The sequence below is a fragment of the Paenibacillus sp. FSL R5-0810 genome (assembly GCF_038002285.1).
Classification (GTDB): Bacteria; Bacillota; Bacilli; order Paenibacillales; family Paenibacillaceae; genus Paenibacillus_AQ; species Paenibacillus_AQ lactis.
On the sequence record NZ_JBBOCF010000001.1, the window covers coordinates 2689832 to 2710494 of the forward strand.

Genomic DNA, 20663 nt, shown 5'->3' on the forward strand with positions numbered 1-20663 from the left:
TACGCCCCCGTTCTTTGACTCGCCGTATCGAGAGGAGTTCCCCTCTTAGCGAAATCTAATGATGATTGGCACGCACCAGATGCTTGAACACTTCGGCGGCCGATTGCCATAACGACAAGGCAGCTCCCTGCGCGGAGGCGCTCCTGGACTTCTGCAAGGCGGACGGCGGCTCAGGAAGTCTGGCGCCTTGCTCGTATACAGGAACTTTGCCGATGCTGACACCGTCCAGCAGCAGCTCGATGTGTCCTCTGAGTCCGAAGGACACATCCGGCGAGCCTTGCTTGTGAAGAACGAGCCTTTTGACTAGCCGGGTTTCCTCGTCATGGGTAAATGCATACTTAAACGTGCTTCCGGTAACGAGCGAGTAGCCTTGTATTTTTTGCCCTTTCTCGATAACCTGCTTCAGCGGAAAATGGTTGAAGCCGTAATCAAGCATGTTCGCATGGTCATTCCAATCATTGCCGTCATTGAGCGTAACCGCAGCAATCTGCTGACCGTTTCGCGTGGCCGAGCTGACCAGGCAGCGGAACGCTTTCTTCGTAAAACCGGTTTTAACGCCGTCAGCTCCTTCGTAGAGGCGCAGCATTTTATTTTTATTATCCCATTTGTAATCCCAGGACTCGTTCGGGTTAGGCGCCCGCTTGGTCGGTGTCTTCACGATTTCTTTGAACGTCGGGTTCTGAAGCGCATAGGCTGTCATCCTGGCAACATCATTGGCGGAGGAATAGTGCTCGTCATGATCCAGCCCGTGCGGATTCATAAAATGCGTGTTGGTTAATCCGAGCTCCTGGGCCTTCTGATTCATCAGCAGGATGAAGCCTTCCTCCGTCCCTCCCACATGCTCCGCAATGGCGGTGGCGGCGTCATTGCCCGAACGGAGCATTAAGCCATAGAGCAGGTTTTCCAAGGTCATCTCCTCGCCAAGCTTCAAGAAGAGGGAGGAGCCTTCCTTGGCAAATGCGTTCTTCGAAACCGTGACCCGGTCGTTCAGCTTGCCGTGCTCGATGGCTACAATCGCCGTCATGATTTTGGTAAGGCTGGCGATCCGCAGCCGCTCGTCCCCATTTTTGCTGTACAACAGCCTGCCCGATGTAACATCGATCAACGCGGCCGCCTGGGCGTGATTCGCCGGCCCCTTCTCATGATCCGCATAGGCAGGGCCGGCCGCGGCCATCAGACAAACCACCAGCAATATGGATAACAAGGACTTGCAATTCGTCCGTTTCATTTTCATTATTTTATCCTCCGGTGTTCAGAAATCTTGTACAAGTATATGTTGTCCCTCCAGAAAGTATGTCCACATGCAAAAATCCCCAGATCGCTTCATGCGAGAGGGGATTTGCTATGCAGCGCTTAGTACGTCGACCCGTTACCGCCACCGTTGGCATTGGCGTTGCTGCCTGATTGGAACATCGCTTGGATCTGCTCCAGCAAATACGGGGTCGCATCAATGATGCGCTCGAACAGATGCGTCTGATTGTCGAGCGGAACGATGTGGACGCCCTCCTTGCCTACGACAAGGAACGCAATCGGTCTGATGGATACGCCGCCGCCGCTTCCGCCGCCAAACGGGTGCGTGTATGAATGGCCATGCGTCCCGTCTGCGGGATGGCGGGTGCCTCCGGCTTCAATGTTGTAGTCGCTTCCGCCGGCCGCAAAGCCAAACGCCACTTTACTGATTGGCAAAATTACGCTGCCGTCAGGTGTGTTTACGGGATCGCCAACGATCGTATTCACGTCCACCATTCCCTTGATGTTCTCCATCGCGGTTTGCATCAAGCCTTGAATAGGGTGTTCTGCCATGATCTAACTCCTCCTTTCACCTTTAACACGCGAACTATGAATACCAGTCCAGCAACCATAGCTTTTCCGAAGGAGATTTTCGCTATGCAGTTCAGCTCTGTGGAAAAATGCGGCGGTCCGTTAAAGCGGGGTACGACATCGACGGCCGGCTTTTCCTCCATAATCAGGCGATAGGACAACCAGCCGAGCAGGGTATGTTTAACGGCGTGCAGCAGCCCGGAAGCGACGGCCGTATCGGCGGCATGCTCAAGGGCCACCTCCGTAGACCACCGGATGTCCCGGAGATGGACGTTTGCCAACGTCTGCCTCAGCCATTTCTTAAATCCTTTGGTGGCCATTATAGCTGTTGAATACTGCCGAAACCGAATGGTACGACTTTTTTGTCTCTGATCCGCCTGTTCATCCTGTCCAAATGTCATCCCCTGCTTGAAGACCGATTCTTGATTGAATTCAATGCCGCCGTTCGCCAGATGAAAGGGCAGATCATAGATCCGCTTGATCATGCCATAGACCATCTTTACCTCGGCATGGAGCTTGTATTCATTTTTTCGCATGACCATATCCAGCCGGACCGTCACGGCCGAGTTCAACACGATGACAGCCAGCACAATGAGCAGTACTACAAGTCCGATCGCAAGATAAATCCAAATGCTCACAACGTAACCCCCAGCAACGAGCTTGATATAATACATCCGCTTGGCTTAGTATGGCAAATCACCAGGTAAATAATGCGAACCCGCTCACCTTCGTCCCCTCCGCTCACCGGAGATAATGAATGGATTGTGCTTCCCTTAGCCATTAATCTAGGATGGTGGTGGAGCTTATCGAACAAGGGGCTGATTGGAAAGGAACCATGCAACGCAAAAAAAATCCCGAGCCGTCCTCCGCTCGGGATTCGAAATTTCGTATAGAACATCTGTTTATCGATCAATTCTCCACATCATCAAATGTCAGCTGATGACCATCCAGCTTATCAAACAGCATTTGCGTCTCTTCCTCGAGCGACTCGGCATCCTCAAATTGGGACGGCTCCGGCAAATCCTTAATGCTGGCGAGCCCGAAGTAATCGAGGAATAATTTCGTCGTGCCATACAAAATCGGTCTGCCGATCGCTTCCGCACGGCCCACCTCTTCAATCAAGCCTTTGGTGGTCAGCGTATGAATCGCCCGCTCGGATTTGACACCCCGGATCTCCTCGATGTCAACCCGCGTGATCGGCTGTCTGTAAGCGACAATGGATAGCGTTTCGAGCGCCGCCTGGGACAGGGAGGAGCGCGAAGGCGAGTATGCCAGACGTTCGAAATATGGCGCATGCTCCGCAAGCGTCGCCATTTTGTAGCTGCCGGCGATTTGGACGATCTGCAATCCCCGCTCCTGGCGCGCCCATTCCTCCTTCATATCCTCAAGCGCTTCTTCCACCAGCCCCGTGGACTGCTCCGTAATTTCTGCGACCTGCTTGACCGACAGGCCTTCCTCACCCGCCAAGAACAGCAGTCCCTCAATAATCGATTTCAGCTTCGGATAATCCATCAATGCGTTCTTCCCCTCTCCATTCCATCACAATATCCTCGAAGAGCCGCTCCTGATAGCAAACGATCTGCTTCATCTTCATCAATTCCAAAATCGCCAGGAAGGTAACCACGATTTCATGCCGCTCCATCTCCTCATGAAGCAGCTTGGAGAACAGCACCCTTCCTCCGGGTCCGGCTTGCTCGAGCGTATCGATCACCTGGCGAATCCGATCCTTAACCGATATTTCATCGCGCTGAATCCGGGCGTATGAAGTTCGTCTTACGGCTTTGCTTAAGGCTTTCTGGAATGCGCGGATCAAATCGGCAACGTGGAGCCCTTCGACCGGATTCTCCTGGGCTTCCGGCATATAGGGCGTTAAATCCTCCGCCTCTTTCGAGTAAATCATGCTCCGCTCCCATTCTCTCTCATGGAGATGCTGAGCAATTCCCTTATATTTACGATATTCGATCAGCCGCTGAACGAGCTCCGCTCTCGGATCCACATCTTCCTCTTCGTAAAAATCAAACTCGTCCATCTCGATAACCGGAGGCTTTGGAAGCAGCAGCTTCGATTTAATAGACAGCAGCGTCGCCGCCATCACCAGAAATTCACTTGTAATTTCAAGCTCCAATTCCTGCATGTTGTGCAGATAGGCCATGTATTGTTCGGTAATCTCGCTGACGGGGATATCCTGGATGTCGATTTCCGCTCTATCAATCAGGTGAAGCAGCAGATCGAGCGGTCCTTCAAACGTCTCCAGCTTATATAATACGCTCACGGTGAATCCTCCCGCCATAAAAATAAAATGCAGTGCTCTGATGAAAAAGAGCACTACATTAAATAAGCACTATTTTAAGCTTTTCGTCAAGTTTGCCATTTCGATCGCCGCCATCGCGGAATCCCAGCCTTTGTTGCCAGCCTTCGTTCCGGCGCGTTCAACGGCCTGCTCAATGTTCTCCGTCGTCACGACGCCGAAGATGGTTGGCACACCGGTCTTCAGGTTGATCGCCGACACGCCCTTCGCCACTTCATTGCACACGTAATCGTAATGGGTTGTCGATCCGCGAATGACGGTGCCCAAGGTAATGATGGCGTCGTATTTGCCGCTTTCTGCCATTTTTTGGGCGATCAACGGAATTTCGAATGCGCCCGGCACCCATGCTACATCCACCTCATCATCCTGCACGCCGTGACGCTTCAACGCGTCGAGCGCGCCGCTCAGCAGCTTGCTGGTAATAAATTCATTAAACCGGCCTACCACGATTCCGTATTTCAAGCCTTCCGATACTAAGTTGCCTTCGAAAATGTTTGCCATGGTTATGGTCATCCTTTCAAATGGGAGTATTGTTATTGTTGATGCATGCTGCACTTTTGCGCTCGATGAGCGCTCGTTGATGCGATTCTTGCATTGTCCGCTGCGCGTCGGATGCGGCTTCCGATCGCTGTTGCCACCGGATTCCCTGAACGACTCACACACAAGGTAGGAATCCGACGGCAAAGGCGAACGCTTCGCTTCTCCTGCTGCATTCCGCCGCTCCGCTGGGTCAATTCAGGTTGCCGATGCGGGGCTGCTGCTTCGAGGCTCGTCGGCGTTGGCGAATGCATCTGGAACCATTACGTCGTAGAGTTGGAGGATTCATGCCCCCTTAATTGGTGGGCGCATTTATTCAGAAAGTTGTCCGCTGCGCACCGGATGCTGCCTCCGATCGCTGTTGCCTTCGGATTCCCTGAACGACTTATATACAAGGTAGGAATCCGGAGGCAAAGGCGAACGCTTCGCTTCTCCTGCTGCATTCCGCCGCTCCGCTGGGTCCATTCAGGTTGCGGATGTTGGGCTGCTGCTTCGAGGCTCGTCGGCGTTGGCGAATGCGTCATGGACCATTACGCTTGCGGAGTCGGGGATTCATGCCCCCTTAATTGGGGGGCGCATTTATTCAGAAAGTTGTCCGCTGCGCACCGGATGCAGCTTCCGATCGCTGTTGCCTCCGGATTCCCTGAATGACTTACACACAAGGTAGGAATCCGGCGGCAAAGGCGAACGCTTCGCTTCTCCTGCTGCATTCCGCCGCTTCGCTGGGTCCATTCTTGTAGCAACTGCGGGCTGCTGCTTCGAGGCTCGTCGGCGTTGGCGAATGCATCTGGAATCACTACGTCGTAGAGTTGGAGGATTCATGCCCCCTTAATTGGTGGGCGCATTTATTCAGAAAGTTGTCCGCTGCGCGTCACATGCAGCTTCCGATCGCTGTTGCCACCGGATTCCCTGGATAACTTACACACAAGGTAGGAATCCGGAGGCAAAGGCGAACGCTTCGCTTCTCCTGCTGCATTCCGCCGCTCCGCTGGGTCCATTCAACGATGGGGGCGCGGGCAGCTGCTTTGAGCTTTTGGCCGATGCGACGGAGGCATCATCGATTGAAGCAGAGAGCGATTATTTGAAAATCGTTTCCGCCGGGGCATTTCCCTTTACGAATTAGCGCTCTCGTTCTGCTCCAAATCGTCGAACTTCAGCATATGCCCAAGCTTAGCCTGCTTTGTATGCAGGTATCCGGTATTGTCCTCGTTCTCCGGCATCTGGATCGGCACCCGCTCCACAACTTCAAGCCCATATCCCTCCAGGCCCTTGATCTTCCGCGGGTTGTTGGTAAGCAGCCGAATCTTCCGAATGCCGAGATCCTTTAGGATCTGCGCTCCAATGCCGTAATCTCTTAAATCCGCCGGGAAGCCCAGCTTCAGGTTGGCATCGACCGTATCGAAGCCCTCCTCCTGCAGCTTATATGCCTTCAGCTTGTTGATCAAGCCGATGCCGCGTCCCTCTTGGCGCATGTACAGCAGCACGCCGTTGCCGGCCTCCTCGATCTGCCGCAGCGCGGCCTCGAACTGCGGGCCGCAGTCGCAGCGGTGGGAGTGGAAGACATCCCCGGTCAGGCATTCCGAATGGACGCGAACCAGCACCGGCTCATCGCCGTTAATCTGGCCTTTGACCAACGCTACATGCTCCTTGTTGTCGACATCGTTCGTGTAAGCCACGGCCTGGAATACCCCGTAATCCGTCGGCATCCGCACCGCCACTTCCCGCTGCACCAGCTTCTCCTTCTCATTGCGGTAATGAATCAGATCCTTGATGCTGATCAGCTTCATCCCGTGCTTCTTCGATATTTCGATCAGATCCGGCAGACGCGCCATGGTTCCGTCTTCCTTGATGACTTCGCAGATGACACCGGCAGGGTAAGAGCCGCACAGCTTCGCAAGATCGACAGCCGCCTCCGTGTGACCTGCCCGGCGAAGGACGCCCCCTTCTTTGGCAATCAGCGGGAACATATGGCCCGGTCTGCGGAAATCCGCTGCGGTCGCATTCGGGTCCATAATGCCGCGAACCGTTACGGAGCGCTCATAGGCCGATATGCCGGTTGTCGTATCTTTATGGTCGATGGAAACGGTGAAGGCCGTTCCATGATAGTCCGTATTTTGGCTAACCATCGGTTTCAGATCCAGCTCCTGAGCCCGCGAGGGCGTCATCGGGAGACACACCAGTCCACGCCCTTCCGTAATCATGAAATTGATCACCTCGGGGGTTGCCTTTTCGGCCAGAGCGATAAAATCCCCTTCATTCTCGCGGTCTTCATCGTCAACGACGATAACGATCTTCCCTTCCTTCAAATCCTGCAAAGCTTCTTCTATGGTATGAAAAGAAAATCGCTCTTCCATTCCTACTCCTCCTTCTCGTAAGTCTAAACGTTCGGGGCAATCTGATGCTTCAATCAAGCAAATCCGTGCTCGGCTAGATAATCCCGGCTAATCCCCGCTTTGCTTCTTCTGGAGCTGTTTCCTTCACTGCCGTAATTCAGCAGATGCTCGACGTATTTGCCCAAAATATCGCACTCGATGTTAATCGTATCCCCCGGTCCCTTATAAGCCAGCACCGTTTCGGCAAGCGTGTGGGGAATGATGGAGACGGTGAAGGAATGATCCGTCGTTCGAACGACGGTCAGACTGATTCCGTCCAGCGTTACGGACCCTTTCGGAAGGATATATTTGAACACATCGTCGTTCGACGGGGCAATTTCATAGACGACCGCATTCTGATCGGATCTCACGCTTCGAATCACGCCGACCCCATCCACATGTCCCTGTACGATATGACCGCCGAATCGTCCGCCGGCTGCCATGGCCCGTTCCAGATTGACTTTGCTTCCCGGTTGTAGCTGCTTCAGATTGGTGTTTCGATACGTTTCCGGCATGACATCGACGGTAAAGCTGTCTTTATCGATCGTTGTCGCGGTCAAGCAAACCCCGTTGACAGCAACACTATCGCCTAGCTTTAGATCATCCAGGACCTTGCTTGCCGAAATGCTGAGCACCATCGCTTCGCCTTGGCGGCCGATTCGTCTCATCTCGCCGATCTCTTCAATCAGCCCTGTAAACATATCCTATCCCTCCTTTCATTCAATCGTTTACGACTTCCATACCGGCTGGCCGGTCACATAAATATTGTCGCCAAGTCTTTGGGTCTCGAGTCCTGTCAGCTCAATCGCTTCGCTCATCAGCTCATACCCGCTGAACATATAGTTTCCCGGTGCATCGAACCCTCCAATAATCTTCGGGGCAATGAATTGGATGATGCGATCCACCAGTTTGTTCTCCAGCAAGCTTCCGCTTAAGGTTCCTCCTCCTTCAACCAGGATGGAGGCGATGCCCATGCGACCAAGCTCCATAAGCGCAGCCTGCAGGTCGACTCTCGGGCCGGGACCGCAGACCAGAATCTGCACCCCCCGTTCTTCCAGCGCGGTCCGCTTCGCCTTGTCGGCCAGCTCCGTGGCCAGCACGACTGTTTTGGCAGCGCCATCACTGACTACACGACAATTCAAAGGGATGCGAAGCTGCGAATCCACGATGATTCGTACGGGCTGAAGACCTTCAACGCGGAGTCTCGTCGTCAGCGACGGATCGTCCGCAATAACGGTGGCAACCCCTGCCATGATTCCCTGGTGTCGATGCCGGAGAGTGTGCACCAGCTCCCGGGACACCTCATTGGATATCCACTTGCTGTCGCCGGTCTTTGAGGCGATTTTCCCGTCCAGCGTACTGGCTGTCTTCAAGGTGACGAACGGCAGTCCGGTCGTAATAAATTTGTTGAAGGCTTCGTTCAACCGGACGGCCCGCTCTTCGAGGACGCCTGTCGTCACTTCAATGCCCGCTGCCCGCAGCATCTGCAGACCACGGCCGGCAACCAGCGGATTGGGGTCCTGGCAGGCGACAACGACCCGTTTAACACCTTCCGCTATGAGCCTCTCGCTGCATGGAGGAGTCGCTCCGTAATGGCTGCAGGGCTCAAGGGTTACATACACGGTGCTTCCGGCCGCCTTGCTCCCGGCCATATTCAGTGCATGGACCTCAGCATGCGGCGTTCCCCGCTCCAGATGGGCGCCGACGCCCGCAAGAGCACCGTCCTTCACGACGACACAGCCGACGACGGGGTTAATGCCGGTCTGGCCTTGCGCGCGTTCCGCCATATCCAGCGCAAGCGACATATAAAATTCATCGTTGACGACTTCCATGCTACCCAAGCCCCTTTCCAGAATAAAAAAGCCCTGTTTCAGGATAAGCGATTCATCCAAAACAGGGCGTAATAAACCAGTTCACTTTACGACATCATAAATAACCGTTAGTTCCGAGGTTCTCATATAACGTCCAAAGAAGCGGCGCTTTAAAAAGCACACCCGCTCTAGAATCGTCATATGTGAAAAGCCTCACATAACGCATGACATCAGAAAGCTAAGACAAGAGATAGCTATTGTACATGCTCTCAAGTCCACTTTCGTTCCTTCTCCCATCCAGACTATACTGTCGGTCCCGGAATTTCACCAGGTCCACCGCATACGATAACGTATCCGGGTCACGGACTAAGTCGCAGCCGGAGCTGCAATCATCACCGCCGGTAGGGAATTTCACCCTGCCCCGAAGGATTCAATATGAAATTAGCTGTTGCTTACGATGAATCTTAACACTCCATAGGCAAAAAAGCAAGATAATTAACTAACTTTTATTTAGTCATTAACTTTTTGGTTGTATAAATTCATATCCGTTGCAGGTTCGGGAGGAAATCGGTGCGCTCAACGAGAACCAAGTAATGCGGAGGATAAACCGTGAATTGTATAGGTTAAAGGAGATCATGTAAATGAAAACCTCGCTTAACATCATCGTAAGACCGACGGAAATCGATGTGAATGGTCATGTGAATAACGCCAAATATCTGGAGTACCTGGAATGGGGAAGAGAAGAATGGTACGAGGCGGGGAATCTGCACTACGATGTACTGAAAGGATTGGGTGTGCAGACTGTCACGGTCAACATTAATATTAATTACAGGAAGGAATGCAGGCAGGGAGAGCGCCTGAACATTTCAACCGAGTCTCACAAGCTTGGACTAAGCAGCTTTGTGCTGCTTCAGCAGATCCATAACACGGACGGGGAGCTTTGCGCCGATGCCGCTGTAACGATCGTGACGATCGATATCCGCACCCGCAAGAGCCGACCGGTTCCGGAAGAACTGCGGGCGTTGTTTCTACCGGCTTCGTCTTGATCTGGAGTAAACTAATTAGCGGCTATGCTTGCGGATAACCCTTCAAGGCCTCTGGGTAACTCAAAATTCCGCATGCGGATCCCTCCTACGATCCCTGTTATTCCCGGATTTCCTTGAATTGACTTCCCAATGCCGAAATCCGGGAATATAGGGGCACGCTTCGCTTCTTCTGAGGAATTCCGCCTGCTCCGTTGATTTCTGCCTTTTAAGGGTGTCTCCGTGTTGCAGTAACCCTAGTACACCGGCTTTGCACCTCTCATGAGCAGTCTATCACCGACGGCTAGGTATTGGACAGCCGCGCACATGCTGTCCGCCAGGAAGTTCCATACATGGCCGAACCCACGCATAAAAAAACAGGCCCCCACAAGAGTGGCCTGTCCATCCAACACTTACATGTTACGCTTCGAATACTTCGACTTTTTCCATCTTGTCGCGGCCTTTAAAAGCATCGATATGCTCCATGCCTTCAACGACCTTGCCGAATACGGTATGCTGTCCGTCCAAGTGAGGCTGCGGCTCATAGCATACATAGAACTGGCTTCCGCCCGTGTTGCGTCCGGCATGCGCCATAGCCAGGCTTCCACGCTCATGCTTGTTCGGGTTGATCTCGCAATCGATCGTGTAGCCCGGTCCGCCTGTACCTGTTCCGTTCGGGCAGCCGCCTTGAGCAACGAAGCCCGGAATGACGCGGTGGAATACTAGACCGTTATAGAAGCCGGAATTCGCAAGCTTTTCAAAATTAGCAACCGTGTTCGGCGCATCCTTCTCAAACAGATCGAGCAGTACCTCTTTGCCGTTTTCCAGTGTGATTCTCGCTTTTTTTGCCATATCGAATATCTCCTTTCGATGTACATTCCCTAAGATACGCATTTCATAAAACATGCAAGTTCTAGTTTACTATGAAATAACTTGGGACGCAAAATGAACCCGCATCTTTAGTCTTACATACTGGGAAATCTCATCTTGAGGGGGGCTTCACGCTTAGATGCTTTCAGCGTCCATCGTCCGCGAAGGCTATTTGGTCTGTAAAAAAGCCCAACCAAACCGATCAAGCGGTCTGGCGGGCTTTTAAAGGAATCCTCGGATGCTGACTCACACCTTGTAAGGCGCTGGTTCTGCCGATGGAAACGACTTAGCTTGTAACGGTTTCTTTGGCGATCCGGGCAGGAACGACGTCATTGCTGATAATATCCTGGAGCGACTCACGGCGAACGACAAGCCGGCTCTGACCATCCTTAACAAAAACGACGGCAGGTCTGCGGATGCGGTTGTAGTTGCTTGCCATGGAATAGTTGTAAGCCCCTGTGCAGGATACGGCCAGCAGGTCTCCCGTGTTAACCTTAGGCAGATCCAGGTCCCAGATCAGCATGTCACCGCTCTCGCAGCACTTGCCTGCAATCGAAACCGTCTCCTCCGGCTTCTCGTTTGCACGGTTGGCCAGAATGGCCTCATATTTCGATTCGTACAGGGCCGGTCTCGGGTTGTCAGTCATTCCGCCGTCTACGGCCACGTATTTCCGCACGCCCGGAATGTCCTTGCTGGTCCCTACCGTATAGAGCGTGGTGCCTGCTTCACCCACGATACTGCGGCCAGGCTCTACCCAAATCTCAGGCAGCTCGCTGTCAATGCCGGCAAAATGGGTCTTCACCGCATCCGTAATCGCTTTAACGTAGTCGGAAACATGCAGCGGGGTATCTCCGTCGACATAGCGAATTCCGAATCCGCCGCCAAGATTGACTACCTTGAAGGTGATGCCAAGATCTGCTTTGACCTTCGCCGCAAATTCGGCAACGCGCCCAACGGCCATCTGGAATCCTTCGACTTCGAAAATTTGCGAGCCGATATGGGAATGGATGCCGATCAATTGAATGTTATTCTGTGCCGCTGCCAGCTTCACCGCTTCAAACGCCGAGCCGTTTCCGATATCGAATCCGAATTTGGAATCGGTTTGGCCGGTCGAGATATATTCATGGGTATGCGCCTCAACGCCCGGCGTTAAACGAAGGAGAATGTTCATCTTCCGGTTCTTCTCGGCCGCGATCGCCTGCAGCATATGCAGCTCGACTACATTGTCCACGACAAAGCAGCCGATTTCGGCATCAATGGCCATTTCGATTTCTTCAGGCGTCTTGTTGTTGCCGTGAAAATGGATCCGCTGTACTGGAAAGCCGGCTTGCAGCGCCGTGTACAGCTCCCCGTCGGAAACGACGTCCAGCGACATCCCTTCCTCCTCAGCGAGCTGGCACATGGCCATCACGCAGAACGCTTTGCTGGCGTACGCGACTTGAAACTTCAAACCGGAAGCCTTAAAGGCTTCAATATATTCCCGGCAGCGATTCCGGACCGCTTGCTCGTCCACAATATATAGAGGCGTACCGTACTGGGCTTTCAATTCGGATGTGTCGCATCCGCCGATCTCCAAACGTCCCTGTTCGTTAATCTTGCTGGTACCGTGTAGAAACATGCTTACAATTCCTCCGATCGCTTTATCAAAAATAGGATAATCGAATAATTGTTCACAGTATAGCAGACAACGAAACGTAAGCAAAATGGATTTTTCAACACATCATTTGTGTTATTATCAATGCCTTCCTTTGGAATTCATTTCAGTCCCCATTTTGGTGTGATCCCTCGTCTTGTTGAGGGCCGGGCGTCTCGTTGACGTCAGCAGCGGTTTACGGAATAAAATCTCGCCCATGGCCTTTGCACTAAATGGTATAAACGGCCATAAGTACGACGAGTTATAGGAGCGATGCGTCGTCAAGGATAGAATCAGCAGCGTGCTGCCGATCACGAACCCTTTCACACCAAACAGCGCCGTCGCTACGAGCAGGACGAGCCGGACCATCCGGTTGGCGAGCCCGAGCTCGTAGCTCGGCGTGGCGAACATGCCGATAGCTGCAACGGCCATATAAAGCACCACCTCATTGACGAACAGCCCGGTCTTGACGGCAATATCGCCGATCAGAATCGCAGCGATCAAGCCCATGGCCGAGGCGAGCGGCGTCGGCGTATGAACGGCCGCCAAACGCAGCAGATCGACGCCGAATTCGACGATCAGAAATTGCCCGATAATCGGAATTTTGGCATTCTCCTGCGGCCCAAGGATATCCAGCGCCGGCGGCTTCAGCTCCGGATGGACGACAAGCAGCATCCAGAGCGGGAGCAGGAACATCGAGGCGAAGATGCCGCCAAAGCGGATCCATCTTAAATAGGTGCCCATAAACGCGGTTTGCCGGTTCTCTTCGGCATGCTGGCATAAATCGAAGAAGGTCGTCGGCATAATCATTACGCTGGGCGATGTATCGACCATGACGACGATCCGTCCCTCCAGCAGGTGGGAGGCTACCACGTCCGGCCGTTCCGAGTATCGGACGAGCGGGTACGGATGCCAGCCCTTATTCACGATTGCTTCCTCCAGCTGCTTGTCGCCGAGCGGCAGCCCTTCGAGATCAAGCTGCTTTATTTTCCGGCGAATCGCTTCTACCTGCACGCGATCGGCAATATCGTCGATAAAGAGCAGGCTCACATCCGTCTTGGTCCGTCTTCCTACCTTCATCGTCTCCACATGAAGCCCCGGGTCGCGGACCCGCCGCCGCACGAGATTGATATTGGTTACGATCGTCTCCGTGAACCCGTCCCTAGCTCCACGAACGACGCGTTCAACCGCCGGCTCTTCAAGCCCGCGCACGGGATATTTCCGGGTATCCAGCAGGATGGCGGTGCTTGCGCCCTCGATGAACAACGCGCAGATTCCGCATAACACGTCATTGATCACCTTGCTCAGCTTCGACACCTGTTCAACCTGGACATGAGGAATATACGCCTTCATCATATCGTTCAGCGCGTGGCCGTCCCTGACATCCTCCGGCGTCAGGTAGGTAAGACGGGTTAATATTTCGGAAACGATAACATCATTCGTGAAGCCGTTTAGGAACAAGAGCGCTGCCGGCCTTCCCGCAAAGGTCATCTCGCGGATGATGACGTCAAAGGAAACGCCATAGCCCATCACTTCCTTCAGCGTCTCTTTCAGGACGCTGATCTTCTCCGGCACCCGATCCTCGCCCTGCCAGTATATGACCGATTCCTCCGTGCTGTCCGAGGTTTCCGCATTTCTCTTTTCCTTGAGCGCCTCCTCCTCCAGCTCCTTGATTTCGGATGGCGGGATTACCGGGATGTCCGGTTCTATGCCTTCGTTATAGGTTGTATTCTCGTCCATTCTATACCTCCTGATCGTGTAACTATCACTGATTGTATATAAGCCAATCGAACAGCGAGCCGGCGACCTTTCCGGCAACCATCGCCATCAGCAGCCCGAATAAATAACCGGTTAAACGAAGCCGCTTCGCCAAAATCGGCAAAACATTCAAAACTTCCGTCAGTGCTGCTGCCAGCATGCCGATAAAGATGCCGCACATCAGCCCGATGATCGTGCTCACAACCGGTCCGAGCGGAACCGACCAATGCCAGAAGTCCGCAAGCGTGCCGATAAAGGAGCCGGAAATCAGCGCTCCCTCATACCAATGGACCCGGTGATAGGTTGAGGTTAACTGGGACAGCCGCGGGATGATATCGAGCACGATGATCAGGGCAATGACTCCGCCCCCGACCGCGATCCCCCCTGCCACGCCAAGCACGCACGTAAAAATTCCCTGGAGCATCGAGGTCATCATGATTCATTCCCGCGCCCTTCTGCCGCCTTATTCATTTTCCGATACTCTTCGGCCACGACATACTGGTCCAGGTTTTCCTGATACAAATACATTTCGACTTCCAGCGGTGTCGGCTCCTCGTTCCACTTTTTCTTGAACAAATGATTGAAGAATACCGTCATGCCGAACCCAAGACCAAGGGAATAGGCAATTTGGAACAGGTAAGGATGCTCATCCCTTTCTCCCGTTAGCATCTCGACTATTCGAATCTGCACCTCGAGCATATTGACGTCCGCATGGAAATTCATAATCGTAAGCGCCGACCCAAAAAACAGCAGCAGCCAAACGAGCGGGAACCACAGCCTGGAGCTTCTGCTCTCCGGTCCGGTAAGCTCGAGTAGCGTATGGTGGTTGCCCATTGGCTCGATATGCACGTCCGGAATGAGCTGCCGGATCCTCGGTATGATCTGGATCAAGTCCATCACCATCCGATTGCCGTCCATGTCCTTCGGCTGCACGAGGGGAAGGGCGGCAAGCCGTTCTTCCCATTCCGGATCGCAGACGATGAAAGCGACATCGCCAAGCTTGACGGTTTTGTCTTTCGGAATACGTATGCGGCTTCGCAGCTGCAGAAACACCGTCGGAGTGGGATTGACCTTCATCCAAAAACACTCCTTTACTGCTAAATTACCGTTAGTATGGGAAATCGCTGTGGATTCTACTCCATTTCTCCAAAAAGACTGCGCCCTCAAATGATCCAATAATGCTGCATTCACAAAGAAAGGAGCATAGCTATACCTCTTCGCGAGCACGAAAAAGCGCCTCTCCATTTCGAAAGAGGCGCTCGTATCGAGCACACAGCATACCGGAATCGGCAATTACGCTACTGCGCGATTTCATTCCGTATGCTCTGCAGTATTTTTTTCTCCAGCCTCGACACCTGTACCTGGGAAATCCCGAGCCGGCTGGCCACTTCCGATTGCGTCTGATCCCGGTAATACCGCAAATAAACGATAAGGCGTTCCCGTTCGGTCAAGCTTCCGATCGCTTCATTCAAAGCCAGCTTGTCGAACCAGCGCTCCTGCGAATCATCGGCTATCTGATCCATCAGCGTAATCGGATCCCCGTCATTCTCGAATACCGTTTCATGAATGGAGGTCGGCGGCTTGTTGGCTTCCTGGGCAAACACCACATCTTCCGGCGTTACCCCCAGCTCCTCGGCAACCTCCTTCACCGTCGGCAGACGGTCGAGCTGCTTGGACAGCTCGTCCCGCTTCTTCCTGACTTTATTGGCCATTTCCTTGAGGGAGCGGCTGACCTTCAAGGTCCCGTCATCCCGCAGGAAGCGCTGAATCTCCCCGATAATCATCGGCACGGCATAGGTAGAGAACTTTACGTCATAACTGAGATCGAACTTGTCCACGGACTTCAGGAGACCGATACAGCCGATTTGAAAAAGATCATCCGGCTCATACCCCCGGTTCATAAACCGCTGAACGACAGACCAGACAAGCCGAATATTACAATTGACAAGCGTATCCCGGGCAACATGATCCCCGTTTTGGCTGAGTGCAATGAGTCGTTTGACCTCCGCGTCGTCCAAATAAGTCTGCGAAGTTTTTTTCACATCGGCATCCATTTGTCCAACCCCTAATTATATAAAGCTTTCTTAGATTCGATCCTCTTTTTCATTTTGATCGAGGTGCCGCTGCCCGGCTGGCTGACCACTTCAAATTCATCCATGAAGTTCTCCATAATCGTGAACCCCATACCGGATCGCTCCAGCTCAGGCTTGGACGTGTACAGCGGCTGCTTGGCCATTTCCAGATCCTCGATGCCTCGGCCGTCATCTTCAATACAGAGGGTGATGATATCTCCGTCAATCGAAGCTTCGATCTTCACGATCCCCTCCGGATTGCTGTCATATCCGTGAATGATGCAGTTGGTCACCGCTTCGGATACGACCGTCTTCAGGTCGCTCAGCTCATCCATCGTCGGATCCAGCTGGGATATGAACGCTGCCACGGCAACACGGGCAAAGGATTCGTTTTCCGACTTGGCGGCAAACTGCAGAGTCATAAAATTATGCTGCGACTTACCTTCACTCATGACACTACCTCCAAACCCGAGAGCGCCGTACCCTCGTTCTCATAGATCGGCATGATCTTGAACAAGCCCGACATTTCAAGCAGACGATAAACCTGCGGTTTGACGTCGCAGACCGCCATCTTGCCGCCTTTTTGCTTGATGAATTTATAGCGTCCCAGAATGACGCCAAGACCCGAGCTGTCCATAAACTCCAGATCCTTCAAGCTCAGCACCAAGTGCTCCGTTTGCCGCCGCTGGATGGCTTCATCCAGCTGAAGACGAACCGAATCGGCCGTATGATGGTCGAGTTCCCCGGACAAACGAACGATCAGCACATGCCTGTGATGCTCCATATCAACATGCAGATTCATGTTTGCTCACTCTCCTCCCTGACATGAACAAAGATTTCTACAATGGAAAAAGACTTTCCTGCTCCCCGACAAAACTAGAAGAAAACTCCTATCAATCTACATGAAACAACTTGCCTGTCGTCCGTTTAAAAAGCTTCCAGAATCCGGCTTTCTTCACCTCGACCGGTGACGTCAGTTCAAATTCCTTCACCAGCGCGTCCCCTTGGTAAACCGACAGCTTTCCGATCACTTGCCCGGCGGCAACCGGAGCCTTCAGACCTTCGGTCCATTGAAGCTCATGCCGGATATCCTCGGTTTTCGCATTCTTTTTGACCAGCACGTTGTACTCTTTGTCGGCCTGAATGGTAATCTCCGGCACGCTGCCCTTCTGCACCTTCAGGACCCCGAGCACTTCACCCGGCTTATAAATGGAATGCATCGCATATTGGGAGAAGGCATAATCGAATAACCGGGACACTTCATTGTTGCGCGTCTTCGTATCCGGAGCTCCCATCACCACCGCGATCGTGCGCAATCCGTCCCGCTTGGCCGTTGCCGACAAGCAAAATTTGGCCTCCGAGGTATAGCCGGTTTTCAAACCGTCCGCCCCCGTGTAAAAACGGACCAGCTTGTTCGTATTGACCAGCCAGAACGGCTTTGGCGTATCCTTTCGCAAATAATCCTGATAGGCGCCGGTATACTTCGTGATTCCCTCGTATTTCAGCAGCTCGCGGCTCATCAGGGCGATGTCATGCGCCGAAGTATAATGGTTGTCTGCCGGCAATCCGTTGCAATTGACGAAATGCGTATCCTTCATCCCGAGCTCCGCCGCTTTCTCGTTCATCAGCTTGACAAAGGCTTCCTCCGTGCCTGCAATCTTCTCTGCCATCGCAACGGAAGCGTCGTTGCCGGATGCCATAGCGATCCCCTTGAGCATTTCTTCGACGGTCATTTCTTCCCCGGGCTCGAGGAAGATTTGGGATCCCCCCATCGAAGCGGCATACTCGCTGGTGCGAACCTTATCGGTTAACTTCAAACGTCCTTCGTCGATCGCCTCCATCGTCAGCAGCATCGTCATAATTTTTGTGATGCTGGCCGGAGGCAGCTTATCATGGCTGTTTTTTTCGTAAATGATGGTTCCGGTATCCGCATCAAGCAAGATGGCGGAACGGGCACTAGGCGCCAGCTCCCCTTGGGATGATCCGCCGGTATTACTGTTTTCCTCGGCATAGCTTGGAACTGCCGCACTGGACCATCCAACAATGAAAGCAAACAGTCCAGCGATTAACGCTTTTTTCAATTCCGTCCCCTCCTGACACTCGTAATGGCATCCCGTACGTATACGGGTCTCTCTAACCATTGTCGTCAGGTTGGAAACAAATTATTCCAGTATTTAGGCTGGATGCAAAAAAAGACCCGTACTAAACGACAGCGTTATTCGCCTCGCAAGTACAGGTCTTCTGTTCTTCCGTAAGATGGATTACATTTTCGGGATAATCGCCATGACCAAACCGAGAAACTTCTCTCGTACCTTCTCCGTGGTCTCCATTACCTCGTCATGGGAAAGCGGCTGATCCAAAATTCCCGCTGCCATGTTACTGATACAGGAAATGCCAAGCACCTCTAGTCCGGCATGTCTTGCTACGATCACTTCGGAAACGGTTGACATGCCAACCGCGTCGGCGCCAAGGGTACGCAGCATCCGGATTTCGGCCGGCGTTTCATAGGTTGGACCCAGCAAGCCGGCGTAAACCCCTTCTCTGAGGACAACGCTCTGGCTCACGGCAATTTCCTTCGCCAGCTGCCGCAGTCTGCGGCTGTATGCCTCGGACATATCCGGGAACCGGACGCCCAGCGCCGGATCATTAGGTCCGATCAGTGGATTTTTTCCCGTCATATTCAGATGATCCGAGATCAGCATGAGATCTCCCGGCTCGAAGGACGTGTTGATGCCGCCGGCCGCATTGGTGACAAGCAGGCTCTGCACCCCAAGTTCCTTCATGACCCGGACAGGAAAGGCAGTCAGCTCGGGGCCGTAGCCCTCATACATGTGAAACCGGCCCTTCATCAGCACGACGCTTCGGCCGTGAATCGTTCCCAGCAGCAGCTCGCCTTCATGACCTTCAACCGTCGATACCGGAAAATGCGGGATGTCTTGATAGTTGATCGATACCGCATTCTCCATCAGATCCGCCAGGACGCCAAGACCCGAACCCAGGATGAGACCTACCTCGGGCTTGACGTCATGCTGCCGGCGGATATATTCCGCCGCTTCTTTAATGCTTGCTTGGTTTACTGAACTCATCTCGTTCTCTCCTAACTGTATGGTTATCGATTATGATTTGCAGTTCATATGCAAAGCTGTCTATATTCAAGCCCTGGGATGAAAGTGGTCGTACACTTCCTTCATGCTCTTCTTGGCCGATTGGTACATGCCCGTCGTGGAAAGTGCCGAATGCCCAAGCATTTCCTGTACCGAGCGCAGGTCAGCTCCGTTCTGCAGCAAATGGACCGCAAAGGAATGCCGGAGCGTGTGAGGCGTGATCTCTTCCTCGATACCGGCCGACTTGCCGTATTTCTTGATAATTTTCCAAAAGCCCTGCCTCGACAGCCGTTTGCCCTGCGTATTCAGGAACAGTCCGTCTTCCCCATCATCCTTGAGCAGCTTGTCCCTCATTTCATGGACATAAAACTCCACATGCCGGGCAGCGGTTCTTGTGATCGGCAGGATCCGTTCCTTACCCTCACCTGCCGCGCAGCGCAAAAATCGCATCCGTAGATCCACGTCGGCCAGGCTCAGCGACACTAGCTCCGAAACCTTAATTCCGGAGGCATAGAGAAGCTCGAGCATCGCCTTGTCCCTTGCCCCTTGCGGAGAATCGCAATCCGGAGCCGCCAGCAGCTTGTCTACCTGCTGCTCCTCAAGAGCCTTAGGAGGCCTGCGCTCCGGCTTGGGCGATTCCAGCAGCAAGGTGGGATCCTGGATGATGACGGCCCGGCGGACCAAATACTGAAAAAAAGACCGGAGCGACGCGATGCAGCGCAGCTGGGTCGAAGCCGCCCTCCCCTGCTGGCGCATTCGGCCAAGGTATATTCCGAGCAGCGCACGATTAACATCCCCTGGTTCCGTGACGTCCCTCTCGGCCGCAAACGCGATAAAGCTGGTGATGTCCGTCCGGTACGACTCAATCGTTCGCGGCGACAATCGTTTTGACTCTTCCAAATATTCTAAGTATTCATCTACATATTGAAGCATCGTTTCCACCTGACCCTGCATGCCCTTTGGAACATCTACTCGCCATACCAGTAATATAAACGGAGACGTTCCATCGGCGAATATCTAGCATCTAACGTGCTCTCCGGCTGAAATGCCTTTACGGCATGACCGGACGGCGTACGGTAAGGGTCGGATGGGGTTAACCAGTCTCCCACCCATCCAAGGATATAATAGAAAAACATCGTTAACAGGGCGAACATGGAAATGAAGCGGATCCATGCGGCGATTTTGCGGATCGATATAATCATGATCATGCGTCCCCCTTGTGTTCTTTGTACGCTTGAGCCCGAAAGCTCGTCACATTAAGACTATGATACCGGGCCGGCATATATACCGGCATCCGATAAGGGGCAAAGCGCAATTCGGCACGATTCCCGCCTGAATCGAGTATGTACTCATGT

The 20663-nt window shown here is 53.1% G+C and carries 22 protein-coding genes and 1 riboswitch; of the genes, 1 reads left to right on the forward strand and 21 read right to left on the reverse strand.

Annotated elements, in window-relative coordinates; genetic code table 11:
• Positions 1-55 precede the first annotated feature (55 nt).
• From MKX76_RS12190 to ribD, 9 genes are all read right to left on the reverse strand, one after another.
• Complete coding sequence (locus tag MKX76_RS12190; protein WP_445669843.1) at positions 56-1234, reverse strand: D-alanyl-D-alanine carboxypeptidase family protein; 1179 nt, start codon at positions 1232-1234, stop codon at positions 56-58.
• Between the two features lie 119 nt (positions 1235-1353).
• A complete protein-coding gene (gene ytfJ, locus MKX76_RS12195; RefSeq protein ID WP_007129781.1) occupies positions 1354-1803 on the reverse strand; it encodes a GerW family sporulation protein in 450 nt (149 codons plus the stop codon).
• Positions 1776-2459 carry a DUF2953 domain-containing protein gene (locus MKX76_RS12200; RefSeq protein WP_210094618.1) on the reverse strand — a complete coding sequence of 228 codons (684 nt, stop codon included), beginning with the start codon at positions 2457-2459 and terminating at the stop codon, positions 1776-1778. Before MKX76_RS12200 ends, ytfJ begins: the two co-directional genes overlap by 28 nt.
• Positions 2460-2730: 271 nt before the next feature.
• Positions 2731-3333 carry an SMC-Scp complex subunit ScpB gene (gene scpB, locus MKX76_RS12205; protein ID WP_007129779.1) on the reverse strand — a complete coding sequence of 201 codons (603 nt, stop codon included), beginning with the start codon at positions 3331-3333 and terminating at the stop codon, positions 2731-2733.
• Positions 3302-4111 carry a segregation and condensation protein A gene (locus MKX76_RS12210; protein ID WP_186311073.1) on the reverse strand — a complete coding sequence of 270 codons (810 nt, stop codon included), beginning with the start codon at positions 4109-4111 and terminating at the stop codon, positions 3302-3304. Before MKX76_RS12210 ends, scpB begins: the two co-directional genes overlap by 32 nt.
• A 51-nt stretch (positions 4112-4162) precedes the next feature.
• Positions 4163-4630 (reverse strand): 6,7-dimethyl-8-ribityllumazine synthase, encoded by a 468-nt coding sequence (ribH, locus tag MKX76_RS12215; RefSeq protein ID WP_007129777.1) that lies wholly within the window; start codon positions 4628-4630, stop codon positions 4163-4165.
• A 1148-nt stretch (positions 4631-5778) separates the two neighbouring features.
• The gene (locus tag MKX76_RS12220; RefSeq protein ID WP_007129775.1) at positions 5779-7020 is read right to left on the reverse strand and encodes a bifunctional 3,4-dihydroxy-2-butanone-4-phosphate synthase/GTP cyclohydrolase II; all 1242 of its coding nucleotides are present in this window, start codon (positions 7018-7020) and stop codon (positions 5779-5781) included.
• Positions 7021-7073: 53 nt separating this feature from the next.
• Positions 7074-7739 (reverse strand): riboflavin synthase, encoded by a 666-nt coding sequence (gene ribE / locus MKX76_RS12225; RefSeq protein ID WP_007129774.1) that lies wholly within the window; start codon positions 7737-7739, stop codon positions 7074-7076.
• Between the two features lie 27 nt (positions 7740-7766).
• The gene (gene ribD / locus MKX76_RS12230) at positions 7767-8870 is read right to left on the reverse strand and encodes a bifunctional diaminohydroxyphosphoribosylaminopyrimidine deaminase/5-amino-6-(5-phosphoribosylamino)uracil reductase RibD (protein ID WP_007129773.1); all 1104 of its coding nucleotides are present in this window, start codon (positions 8868-8870) and stop codon (positions 7767-7769) included.
• A 260-nt stretch (positions 8871-9130) separates the two neighbouring features.
• A riboswitch (FMN riboswitch) is annotated at positions 9131-9282 on the reverse strand.
• Positions 9283-9490: 208 nt separating this feature from the next.
• On the opposite strand from ribD, the gene MKX76_RS12235 reads away from it, so the two are divergent.
• Entirely contained in the window at positions 9491-9895 is a 405-nt protein-coding gene (locus MKX76_RS12235; RefSeq protein ID WP_007129771.1) for an acyl-CoA thioesterase, read from the forward strand.
• A gap of 396 nt (positions 9896-10291) precedes the next feature.
• Here MKX76_RS12235 and MKX76_RS12240 read toward each other — a convergent pair whose 3' ends face one another.
• From MKX76_RS12240 to MKX76_RS12295, 12 genes are all read right to left on the reverse strand, one after another.
• A complete protein-coding gene (locus MKX76_RS12240) occupies positions 10292-10723 on the reverse strand; it encodes a peptidylprolyl isomerase (protein WP_007129770.1) in 432 nt (143 codons plus the stop codon).
• A gap of 304 nt (positions 10724-11027) precedes the next feature.
• Positions 11028-12359, reverse strand: a complete 1332-nt coding sequence (gene lysA, locus MKX76_RS12245; protein WP_341033852.1) for a diaminopimelate decarboxylase — start codon at positions 12357-12359, stop codon at positions 11028-11030.
• 117 nt (positions 12360-12476) lie between these two features.
• Positions 12477-14114, reverse strand: a complete 1638-nt coding sequence (locus tag MKX76_RS12250; RefSeq protein ID WP_007129768.1) for a spore germination protein — start codon at positions 14112-14114, stop codon at positions 12477-12479.
• Positions 14115-14139: 25 nt separating this feature from the next.
• Positions 14140-14568, reverse strand: coding sequence for a stage V sporulation protein AB (locus tag MKX76_RS12255; RefSeq protein ID WP_007129767.1), 429 nt, complete (start codon positions 14566-14568; stop codon positions 14140-14142).
• Positions 14565-15209, reverse strand: a complete 645-nt coding sequence (locus MKX76_RS12260) for a stage V sporulation protein AA (RefSeq protein WP_341033853.1) — start codon at positions 15207-15209, stop codon at positions 14565-14567. The genes MKX76_RS12255 and MKX76_RS12260 overlap by 4 nt, the downstream gene beginning before the upstream one ends.
• 221 nt (positions 15210-15430) lie before the next feature.
• The gene (gene sigF, locus MKX76_RS12265; protein WP_007129765.1) at positions 15431-16186 is read right to left on the reverse strand and encodes an RNA polymerase sporulation sigma factor SigF; all 756 of its coding nucleotides are present in this window, start codon (positions 16184-16186) and stop codon (positions 15431-15433) included.
• An 11-nt stretch (positions 16187-16197) separates the two neighbouring features.
• Complete coding sequence (spoIIAB, locus tag MKX76_RS12270; RefSeq protein WP_007129764.1) at positions 16198-16656, reverse strand: anti-sigma F factor; 459 nt, start codon at positions 16654-16656, stop codon at positions 16198-16200.
• Positions 16653-17006 (reverse strand): anti-sigma F factor antagonist, encoded by a 354-nt coding sequence (gene spoIIAA / locus MKX76_RS12275; protein WP_007129763.1) that lies wholly within the window; start codon positions 17004-17006, stop codon positions 16653-16655. Before spoIIAA ends, spoIIAB begins: the two co-directional genes overlap by 4 nt.
• A gap of 91 nt (positions 17007-17097) precedes the next feature.
• Entirely contained in the window at positions 17098-18285 is a 1188-nt protein-coding gene (locus MKX76_RS12280; protein WP_341033855.1) for a D-alanyl-D-alanine carboxypeptidase family protein, read from the reverse strand.
• A gap of 180 nt (positions 18286-18465) precedes the next feature.
• A complete protein-coding gene (locus MKX76_RS12285) occupies positions 18466-19290 on the reverse strand; it encodes a purine-nucleoside phosphorylase (protein ID WP_341033856.1) in 825 nt (274 codons plus the stop codon).
• Positions 19291-19356: 66 nt separating this feature from the next.
• A complete protein-coding gene (locus MKX76_RS12290) occupies positions 19357-20241 on the reverse strand; it encodes a site-specific tyrosine recombinase (protein ID WP_340900937.1) in 885 nt (294 codons plus the stop codon).
• Between the two features lie 35 nt (positions 20242-20276).
• A complete protein-coding gene (locus MKX76_RS12295; RefSeq protein ID WP_341033857.1) occupies positions 20277-20510 on the reverse strand; it encodes a YqzK family protein in 234 nt (77 codons plus the stop codon).
• Positions 20511-20663 lie beyond the last annotated feature (153 nt).